9 protein-coding genes are annotated in these 9,313 nt (G+C 70.7%); all 9 read right to left on the bottom strand.

Annotated elements, in window-relative coordinates; all coding sequences use genetic code 11:
* Positions 1 to 787 (bottom strand): N-formylglutamate deformylase (gene hutG, locus FFS10_RS19550; protein ID WP_137896277.1); only part of this gene is annotated, 787 nt, incomplete at its 3' end.
* Between the two features lie 9 nt (positions 788 to 796).
* A complete protein-coding gene (locus FFS10_RS19545; protein WP_137896276.1) occupies positions 797 to 2,188 on the bottom strand; it encodes a formimidoylglutamate deiminase in 1,392 nt (463 codons plus the stop codon).
* Complete coding sequence (gene hutI / locus FFS10_RS19540) at positions 2,185 to 3,432, bottom strand: imidazolonepropionase (protein WP_137896275.1); 1,248 nt, start codon at positions 3,430 to 3,432, stop codon at positions 2,185 to 2,187. The genes FFS10_RS19545 and hutI overlap by 4 nt, the downstream gene beginning before the upstream one ends.
* A 7-nt stretch (positions 3,433 to 3,439) precedes the next feature.
* Positions 3,440 to 4,048 (bottom strand): HutD/Ves family protein, encoded by a 609-nt coding sequence (locus tag FFS10_RS19535; RefSeq protein ID WP_171016058.1) that lies wholly within the window; start codon positions 4,046 to 4,048, stop codon positions 3,440 to 3,442.
* Between the two features lie 23 nt (positions 4,049 to 4,071).
* Entirely contained in the window at positions 4,072 to 5,784 is a 1,713-nt protein-coding gene (gene hutU, locus FFS10_RS19530; RefSeq protein ID WP_137896274.1) for a urocanate hydratase, read from the bottom strand.
* A 75-nt stretch (positions 5,785 to 5,859) separates the two neighbouring features.
* The gene (gene hutC, locus FFS10_RS19525) at positions 5,860 to 6,627 is read right to left on the bottom strand and encodes a histidine utilization transcriptional repressor HutC (RefSeq protein WP_249931362.1); all 768 of its coding nucleotides are present in this window, start codon (positions 6,625 to 6,627) and stop codon (positions 5,860 to 5,862) included.
* A 20-nt stretch (positions 6,628 to 6,647) separates the two neighbouring features.
* Complete coding sequence (locus FFS10_RS19520; RefSeq protein WP_137896272.1) at positions 6,648 to 7,427, bottom strand: ABC transporter ATP-binding protein; 780 nt, start codon at positions 7,425 to 7,427, stop codon at positions 6,648 to 6,650.
* Positions 7,427 to 8,284 carry an ABC transporter permease gene (locus FFS10_RS19515; protein ID WP_171016059.1) on the bottom strand — a complete coding sequence of 286 codons (858 nt, stop codon included), beginning with the start codon at positions 8,282 to 8,284 and terminating at the stop codon, positions 7,427 to 7,429. The genes FFS10_RS19520 and FFS10_RS19515 overlap by 1 nt, the downstream gene beginning before the upstream one ends.
* Positions 8,285 to 8,291: 7 nt before the next feature.
* Positions 8,292 to 9,257, bottom strand: a complete 966-nt coding sequence (locus FFS10_RS19510) for an ABC transporter substrate-binding protein (protein WP_137896271.1) — start codon at positions 9,255 to 9,257, stop codon at positions 8,292 to 8,294.
* Positions 9,258 to 9,313 lie beyond the last annotated feature (56 nt).

Below are 9,313 nucleotides of genomic sequence, written 5' to 3'. Positions count from 1 at the left end.
CCGCCTCCAGCATGGCGCGCAGATGCGGCTGCACGCGCGCGGCGCGCGCCGGGTCCCAGGCAAAGGGCGGGGCTTCCCCCATGTAGCTGCCGAGGGTCATCTCGAGCTGGATCGCCTGCACGCCTGCTTGCGGCCGGCCGTACTGGCGCGTGATGTAGCCACCCTTGAAGCGGCCGTTGAGCACGGCGCTGAAGCCCGGCGCATCCTGCGCAATCTGGTGGACCGCCCGGGCCAGGGCCGGGTCGCAGCTGGCGCCGTCGGCCGTGCCGAGGTTGAAGTCGGGCAGGCGGCCCTCGAAGAAGCGCGGCAGCACCGAACGTATCGAATGCGCGTCCCACAGCGCGACGCTGTCGTGCTGCTCGCGCAGCCGCGCCAGCTCCTGCTGCAAGGCCGCATGGTAGGGCTGCCAGATGGCCTCGCGCCGCGCCGCGATCTCGGCCGCGTCGGGCGGATCGCCCGCGGCATAGAGCGGCTGCCTGTCGAAGCTGTCGACCGGGCACAGGCCCGTCGTGTCCTGGCCCGGGTAGAGGTTCTGGTCGTCGGGCGGGCGGTTCAGGTCCACCACGTAGCGCGAATGCGTGGCCTGCAGCACCGAGGCGCCCAGCTCGCGCGCGAAGTCGTAGAGCTGGTCGAGATGCCAGTCGGTGTCGGGCAGGGCCTGCGCGGCCGGGCTCAGGCGCGCGGCGATGGCCGGCGGCACATGGGTGCCCACATGGGGAATGGAGACCAGCAGCGGGCGATGGCCGCGGTGCAGGACGAAGGGCGGTTCGGTGGTGATCGCGGGCATGAGCGGGGTTCAGTTCGGTGATTCGGACAGCAGGCGGGCGCGCGCGGCGACGAAGGCCCGGGCCGCGTCGTCGTGCAGCGCATGACGGCCGGCACGCGCCCGCTCGCGGCCGCCCACCCAGACGCCGTCCAGCGCCGAGCCGCGCGAGCTCGCGAACACATGGGCCGAGAGCATCTCGGGCGCGGGCAGGCCGGCCAGGGCCAGGTGGCCGGCGGCCAGCACCACGAAGTCGGCCTGCTGGCCCGGCGCCAGGCCGGCCAGCTCGCGGCCCGCGGCCCGGGCGCCGCCGGCCACAGCGGCCAGAGTCATGGCCGTGGCCACCTGGGGCTGGGCCGCCGAGGCCAGCACGTTGCGCTGGCGCAGCGCCAGGCGCTGGCTGTACTCGAGCAGCATGATCTCCTCGGCCGCGTTGACGCAGGCATGGCTGTCCGAGCCCAGGCCCCAGGCGCCGCCCAGCTGCTGCCAGCGCGCCATGTCGAAGATGCCGTCGCCCAGGTTGGCCTCGGTGCTGGGGCAGATGCCGGCCACGGCGCCGCTGCGCGCGGCCTGGGCGTATTCCTCGGGCGTCATGTGCGTGGCATGGACCAGGCACCAGCGCGCGTCGACCGGCGCGTGGTCGAGCAGCCAGGCCACGGGACGCTGGCCGCTCCAGGCCAGGCAGTCGTCGACTTCCTGGGTCTGCTCGGCGATGTGGATGTGGATGGGCGCACCGGCATCCAGCGCGGCCAGGCCGGCCAGCGCCTCGCCCAGGCTGTCGGGCGGCACGGCGCGCAGCGAGTGCGGGGCCAGGCCCAGTCGGGCGCCCTGGGCCCGGCAGTCGGGCGCCAGCCGCGCCAGCAGGGCCAGCATGTCGTCGGTGCCGCGTATGAAGCGCGCCTGGTCGGCGCGCGGCGCCTGGCCACCGAAGCCGCTGCTCTGGTAGAGCACGGGCAGCAGGGTCAGGCCTATGCCCGCGCGCTGCGCCGCGCGCAGCAGGGCCTGGGCCAGCGTGGCGTCGTCGGCATAGGGCCGGCCGTCGCTGTCGTGGTGCAGGTAGTGGAACTCGCAGACCGCGGTGTAGCCGGCTTCGAGCATCTCGACGTAGAGCCAAGTCGCGATGGCCTCGAGCTGCTCGGGCGTGATGCGCGCGGCGAAGCGGTACATCAGCTGGCGCCAGCTCCAGAAGCTGTCCTGGGCCGCGCCGCGGTATTCGGTCAGGCCGGCGAAGGCGCGCTGGAAGGCATGCGAGTGCAGGTTGGGCAGGCCGGGGACCACGGGGCCCACCGCCCGCGCCACGCCCTGAGGCGCGGCGCTGCCCGGCAGGACCTCGGCGAGCCGGCCCTGGTCGTTCCAGCGCAACAGCACGTCGCGCGCCCAGCCAGAGGGCAGCAGCGCGTCGGCCGCGAACAGGGCGCCACTCATGGCCGGCCCTCCGCAATGCGGCCTTGACGCACCACGCAGCGCATGGGGCGCTGGCCGAACCAGTAGGCCAGCTCGGCCGCTTCCTTCAGGTCCCAGAGCACGAAGTTGGCGGGGCGGCCGGCCTCCAGCGCGCCATGCGTGGCCTGCAGGCCCAGGGCGCGGGCCGCGTGGCGCGTGACGCCGGCCAGGGCCTCGGGCACGGTCAGGCGGAACAGGGTGCAGGCCATGTTCATCATGAGCAGCAGGCTCAGGCAGGGCGAGGTGCCGGGGTTGTGGTCGGTAGCGACCGCCATGGGCACGCCGGCCTCGCGCAGGGCCTCGATCGGCGGCAGATGGGTGTCGCGCAGCGCGTAGTAGGCGCCGGGCAGCAGCACGGCCACGCTGCCGGCCTGCTTCATGGCCGCGATGCCCTGGGCGGAGAGATGCTCGATGTGGTCGCAGGAGAGCGCGCCGTAGCGCGCCGCCAGCGCCGCGCCGCCCATGTCGGAGAGCTGCTCGGCATGCAGCTTGACCGGCAGGCCCAGAGCCTGCGCGGCCTGGAACACCTGCTCGGTCTCGGCCAGCGAAAAGCCTATGCGCTCGCAGAATACATCGACCGCGTCGATCAGGCCCTCGGCCGCCAGGGCCGGCAGCATATCGCGGCACACCAGGTCTATGTAGTCGCCGCTGCGGCCCGCGTATTCCGGCGGCAGGGCATGGGCGCCGAGGAAGCTGGTGCGCACCGTGAGGCCATGGGCCTGGCCCAGGCGCCGCGCCACGCGCAGCTGCTTGCGCTCATGCTCGAGCGCGAGGCCGTAGCCCGACTTGATCTCGATCGCGCAAACGCCTTCGGCCAGCAGCGGCTGCAGGCGGGCCGAGGCGCTTTCGAACAGCTGGTCCTCGCTGGCCTCGCGCGTGGCGCGCACGGTGGAAACGATGCCGCCGCCGGCGCGCGAAATCTCCTCGTAGCTGGCGCCGGCCAGGCGCAGCGCGAACTCGTTCGCGCGCTGGCCGCCGTAGACCAGGTGGGTGTGGCAGTCGACCAGGCCCGGCGTGACCAGGGCGCCGCCAGCGTCGAAGCGCGGCAGGCCGGCGTAGACCGCGGGCAGCGCGGCGCCGGCGCCTATCCAGGCGATCTGGCCCTGGCGCACCACGATGGCGGCGTCCGCCAAGCCCTCGGAATGCGCCTCGCCGGCCAGGGCGCCGGGCGCGAGCCTGAGGTGCTGCCACAGGCCGTCGGCCGAGGGATGTTGGGAATGGTTCATGTCGCGCTCACGAAGAAGAAGGAGAGGCGGGCCAGAGCTGCACCGAGATCATGGCAGCGTCCGCCGTGACGGGTGTGAGCTGCCAGCGCGGGCCGCCCGCATGCCACCACAGGCCCTGGCCGCGCTGCAGGGATTGCGGGTCCGCGGCCCCATGCAGCGCCTGCAGCTGCCAGGCGCCCCGGGCCGCGAACAGCAGGCCTTGCGGGCAGGCGGGCAGCTCGGCCGCCTCGCGCAGCACGCGCAGCTCTGCGCGCAGCGCCGCGCGGCGCGTCATGAGGTTGAAGTCGCTCGACGCGCCGGCCAGCAGGCGGGCCTCGATCGCGGCCTCGCCGGCGAAGGCGAACGGGGCCAGCGCTGTGTCGAGCCTATGCTCCACAGCGCCGTCGGGCGAGCTGAGCCGCACGCCGCCGCCGCCGTCGAGCAGCAGGATCTGGCGGTCCACGCCGGCGAAGACCGAGAACGGACCGTCGGCCGCGATGCTGGCGATGCTGACGCGCGCCTCGAAGTCGGCCAGACCCGCGCCCGGCGGCCAGCAGGCGATCTCGCGCGTCACGCCGCCGCCGTTCTTCCAGGGCGTGGCGGGCAAGGCAGCCCGGTCGAAGCGGTGCAGCACCATGTCTTGCTTCCGGTGCGCGGGCCTCACTTGACCATCGGCAGCTTCAGCCCATGCTTCTTGGCCGTGGCGATGGCCTGCTCGTAGCCCGCGTCGGCATGGCGCATCACGCCCGAGCCGCAGTCGTTGACCAGCACGCGCGCCAGGCGCTCGGCCGCGGCCTCGCTGCCGTCGGCCACGATGACCATGCCCGAGTGCTGCGAATAGCCCATGCCCACGCCGCCGCCATGGTGCAGGCTGACCCAGCTCGCGCCGCCCGCGGTGTTGAGCAGGGCGTTGAGCAGAGGCCAGTCGGACACGGCGTCGGTGCCGTCGCGCATGCTCTCGGTCTCGCGGTTGGGGCTGGCCACCGAACCGGTGTCCAGGTGGTCGCGGCCGATCACGATCGGCGCCTTGAGGTCGCCATTCTTCACCATCTCGTTGAAGGCCAGGCCCGCCAGATGGCGCTCGCCCAGGCCCAGCCAGCAGATGCGCGCGGGCAGGCCCTGGAAGGCGATGCGCTCGCGCGCCATGTCCAGCCAGCGGTGGGTGTGCTTGTTGTCGGGGAACAGCTCCTTGATCTTGGCGTCGGTCTTGTAGATGTCCTCGGGGTCGCCCGACAGCGCCACCCAGCGGAACGGGCCCTTGCCCTCGCAGAACAGCGGGCGTATGTAGGCCGGCACGAAGCCGGGGAAGTCGAAGGCGTTCTTGACGCCCTGGTCGAAGGCGACCTGGCGGATGTTGTTGCCGTAGTCCACCGTGGGCACACCCATGGACTGGAAGTCCAGCATGGCCTGCACATGGACCGCGCAGCTCTGGGCGGCCTCCTGGGTCAGGCGCTGGTGCTGCGAGGGTTCCTGCTGCGCGGCCTTCCACTGCGCCACGCTCCAGCCGATCGGCAGATAGCCGTTGATCAGGTCGTGGGCCGAGGTCTGGTCGGTCACGAGGTCCGGGCGGATGGCGCCGGCCTGGGCGCGCTTGACCAGCTCGGGCAGGATCTCGGCCGCGTTGCCCAGCAGGGCGATGGACACGGCCTCCTTGCGCTCGGTGTGGTGCTTGATCAGCGCCAGCGCGTCAGCTATGTCCCTGGCCTGCTTGTCGACGTAGCGCGTGCGCAGGCGGAAATCGATGCTGGACTGCTGGCACTCGATGTTGAGCGAGCAGGCGCCGGCCAGCGTGGCGGCCAGCGGCTGGGCGCCACCCATGCCGCCCAGGCCGGCGGTCAGGATCCACTTGCCCGAGAGGTCGTTGCCATAGTGCTGGCGGCCGGCCTCGACGAAGGTCTCGAAGGTGCCCTGCACGATGCCCTGGCTGCCGATGTAGATCCAGCTGCCGGCCGTCATCTGGCCGTACATGAACAGGCCCTTGCGATCGAGCTCGTTGAAATGCTCCCAGGTGGCCCACTTGGGCACCAGGTTGGAGTTGGCGATCAGCACGCGCGGCGCATTGGCGTGGGTCTTGAACACGCCGACCGGCTTGCCCGACTGGATCAGCAGCGACTCGTCCTCGTTCAGGGCCTTGAGCGAGGCCAGGATCTGGTCGAAGCATTCCCAGTTGCGCGCGGCGCGGCCTATGCCGCCGTAGACCACCAGGCTCTGCGGGTTCTCGGCCACCTCGGGGTCCAGGTTGTTCTGGATCATGCGGTAGGCCGCCTCGGCGATCCAGTTCTTGCAGCTGAGCTGGCTGCCGCGCGGGGCGCGGATCACGCGCGTGGCATCGTGGCGCGGGTCGGCAAGGGGGAGTTTCTCGGGAGCGTTCATGGCAGGTTCCTTGGGGTTTACAGTCTTGTCTATACAGGTGGTTGCGGCGTCGAGCTCGAGGGCCAGGCCCGGTCTTCAGCCGAAGCTGGGGTTGCCGTCGGCGCGGAAGCGGCTGCCCAGGCGGTAGCGCGAGGCCGGATGCAGGCAGCGCACCAGGGTCACGGGCGTGCCGCGCGTCCAGGTGCGGCGCGTCAACAGCAGGCAGGGATCGCCGACCGACATGGCCAGGCGCTCGGCCTGCTGGGCCGTGGGCAGCACGGCGTCGACCACATGCTCGATCTCGTCGAAGGGCACATGGCGCACCAGGTACTCGCTGGGCGAGAACTGGCGGAAGTCCTGCTCCAGGAAATGCGGCACCACGCGCGGGTTGACGTAGCGGTCCTCGAGCTGCACCGGCAGGCCGTCCTCCAGGTGCAGGCAGAGGCTGTGGAACACCGACTCGCCGGCGCGCAGGTCCAGCCAGGCCGCGATCTCGGGCGCGGCGGCGACGCGCTCGACCACCAGCATCTCGCAGCCGTAGTCGTGGCCGCGCTGGCGGATCTCGCTGGCGATGTTGGCGATCTGCAGCAGCGTGGACTGCGGCTTGTCCTCGGCGACGAAGCTGCCGACACCGGCCACACGCACGATGCGGCCCTGCTCCACCAGCTCGCGCAGCGCGCGGTTGGCCGTCATGCGCGAGACGCCGAACTGGGCGACCAGCTCGTGCTCCGAGGGCAGGCGGTGGCCGGCCGGCCAGGAGCCGTCCTGGATCTTGCGCGTGATGAAGGCCTTGACCTGCTCGTACAGCGCCATCGCCGGCGCGGCGATGTCACGGGAAGGCAGGGAGGAGCGGGCGGAGGTCATGGCAGCTTCCATGCAAGGCCTCAGTGTTCGGCCGTGGCCATGGACTCGGCGCGGATTTCCTCGGTGAGGCGCGCCTTGAGCTCCATGAACTCGGGTGAGGTCTTGATCGTGTAATGGCGGGGGTGCGGGAAGTCTACCGCGAGCTCGGTCTTGATGCGGCCCGGGCGCGCGCTGAACACGGCCACGCGGTTGGCCATGAAGATGGCCTCGTCGATGTCGTGGGTGACGAACAGCACGGTCTTCCTGGCCGACTCCCAGATGCCCAGCAGCAGCTCCTGCATCAGCACGCGTGTCTGGTTGTCCAGCGCGCCGAAGGGCTCGTCGAGCAGCAGCATCTTGGGGTCGTTGGCCAGGGCGCGCGCGATCGCCGTGCGCTGCTGCATGCCGCCCGACAGCTGCTTGGGATAGTGGTTCTCGAAGCCGCGCAGGCCGACCTTGGCGATGAAGAAGTCGCTGCGCTCCTTCTGCTCGGCCTCGCTCATGCCGCGCTCGCGCAGGCCGAAGCGTATGTTCTGCGCGATGGTCAGCCAGGGGAACAGGGTGTAGCTCTGGAACACCACGCCGCGGTCGGCGCCGGGGCCGTCGATGGGCCGGCCGTCGAGCAGCACCTGGCCCGAGCTCGGGAAATCCAGGCCCGCCACGATGCGCAGCAGCGTGGACTTGCCGCAGCCCGAGGGGCCGAGGATGGTGACGAAGTCGTTCTCGCGCACCTCGAAGTCCACCGGCAGCAGGGCCTGGGTGGCCTGACCCTTGGCCGAGGTGAAGGTGCGGGACACGCCGCGGATGGACAGTTGATTCATCACAGGGTGCTCCAGGCGAACAGGCGGCGGTTGACCGCCTTGAAGGCGAAGTCGGAGATCAGGCCGATCACGCCGATGACGATGATGCCGAAGATGATCTGGCCGGTGTTGAGCAGGGCCTGGCTGTCGGTGATCATGTGGCCTATGCCGGAAGAGGAGCCGATCAGCTCGGCCACGATGACATAGGTCCAAGCCCAGCCCAGCACCAGGCGCAGGGTCTCGGCGATGCCGGGCGCGGCGCCCGGCATCAGCACGCGCAGCACGATGCCGCGCGGACCGGCGCCCAGGGTGTAGGCGGCCTCGACCAGGTCGCGCCGCGCACTGCCCACGGTGACGGCCACCATCAGCACGATCTGGAACACCGAGCCGATGAAGATCACCAGCAGCTTCTGCGCCTCGCCTATGCCGGCCCAGAGGATCAGCAGCGGGATGAAGGCCGAGGCCGGCAGGTAGCGGCAGAACGAGACGAAGGGCTCGAAGAAAGCCTCCACGCTCTTCCAGGTGCCCATGGCGATGCCCAGCGGCACGGCGATCACGGTGGCCAGCAGGAAGCCGCCCAGCACGCGCCAGACGGTCATGGCTATGTCGGTCAGGAAACCGTGCTCGGCGAACAAGGCCCAGCCCTCGCGCACCATGGTGATGGGGCTGGCCAGGAAAGTCGGCGAGACATAGCCGCCCAGCGTGAACAAGGCCCAGACCAGGACGAACAGCACGAAAAAGCCCAGACCCAGCATCCAGCGCGCGCGGGCGCTGACCGGCTCCAGCGGCGCGAAGGCGCGGCGGCGAGGTTGGGCCGGGGGGGCCTCAGGCGCCGCCGTGGCAGCGGCGGGACGGTCCATGACGGTAGACGCTTGCATGGCCGGCTTACTTCAGGAACTGGGCGTCGAAGGTGACGGCCAGGTCTTCCGGCGCCTTGCGGATCACACCGGCCTCGAGCAGGATGGGCACCGACTCCTTCATGAACTGGGTCAGCTCGCCGGCGAAGAACTTCTGGTTCGCGGCACGGTCCTGCCAGCGCAGGTAGGCGGCCGACTTGGCGAACTGCTCGCCGCTTTGCTTGACCGCGGCGCCCATGATCTCGTTGGCGCGCGCCGGTTCGGCCTTGATCATGTCCAACGCGTCGAAATAGGACTGGGCCAGGGCGCGCGCGGCCTTGGCGTTGGCCTTGAGCCAGCTGGGCGCGCAGCCCACGGTGTCCATCACCATGGGGTAGTCCAGCGTGGTGGCCAGGATCTTGCCGGCGTTGGGGTTGCCGCGCACGGTCGAGAGGTAGGGCTCGTAGGTCATGGCGGCGTCGTTCTGGCCGGTCACGAAGGCCTGGGCCGAAGCCTGGGGCGCCAGGGTCACGGTCTTGACGTCCTTGAGGCTCAGGCCGTTCTTGTTCAGCATCCAGGCCAGGCCGAAATAGGGCGCCGTGCCCGGCGCGTCCACGCCTATGGTCTTGCCCTTGAGGTCGGCGAAGCCCTTGATCTCGTTGCGCACGGCCAGGCCGTCGGCGCCGTAGGACTTGTCCATCTGGAAGATCTGCACGATGGGCACGCCGTTGGCGTTCCAGGCCACATGGGTCTCCACCGTGGTGGCCGCGCACTGGATGGCACCCGCGGCCAGCGCCAGGTGGCGGTCCTTCTGCGGGATCATGCGGATCTCGACCTCCAGGCCGTTCTTCTTGAAGATGCCGGCCTTGTCGGCCAGGGTCAGCGGCGCGAAGCCGGTCCAGCCCGACATGCCTAGCGTGATCTTGGTCTCCTGCGCGCTGGCGCTCGAGGCCGCGCCGACCAGGCAAGCGGCGGCTGCCAGCAGCGAAACAATCTTTCCGACGGTATGGCCCATGAGGCTCTCCTGTTCCTGTATGAAAAATGCGGTGGTCTTGCGGCGCACCGGCACGA

Source organism: Ramlibacter sp. 2FC, assembly GCF_005503345.1.
Lineage (GTDB): Bacteria > Pseudomonadota > Gammaproteobacteria > Burkholderiales > Burkholderiaceae_C > SCMQ01.
This window is presented reverse-complemented; position numbering and strand designations above follow the sequence as displayed.

Excerpts from the sequence above, each read along its gene's own strand:
- FFS10_RS19510 (WP_137896271.1), bottom strand. The coding sequence starts at position 9,257 with ATGGGCCATACCGTCGGAAAGATTGTTTCGCTGCTGGCAGCCGCCGCT.
- FFS10_RS19515 (WP_171016059.1), bottom strand. The coding sequence starts at position 8,284 with ATGCAAGCGTCTACCGTCATGGACCGTCCCGCCGCTGCCACGGCGGCG.
- hutI (WP_137896275.1), bottom strand. The coding sequence starts at position 3,432 with ATGAACCATTCCCAACATCCCTCGGCCGACGGCCTGTGGCAGCACCTC.
- hutU (WP_137896274.1), bottom strand. The coding sequence starts at position 5,784 with ATGAACGCTCCCGAGAAACTCCCCCTTGCCGACCCGCGCCACGATGCC.
- FFS10_RS19545 (WP_137896276.1), bottom strand. The coding sequence starts at position 2,188 with ATGAGTGGCGCCCTGTTCGCGGCCGACGCGCTGCTGCCCTCTGGCTGG.
- FFS10_RS19520 (WP_137896272.1), bottom strand. The coding sequence starts at position 7,427 with ATGAATCAACTGTCCATCCGCGGCGTGTCCCGCACCTTCACCTCGGCC.
- hutC (WP_249931362.1), bottom strand. The coding sequence starts at position 6,627 with ATGACCTCCGCCCGCTCCTCCCTGCCTTCCCGTGACATCGCCGCGCCG.
- FFS10_RS19535 (WP_171016058.1), bottom strand. The coding sequence starts at position 4,048 with ATGGTGCTGCACCGCTTCGACCGGGCTGCCTTGCCCGCCACGCCCTGG.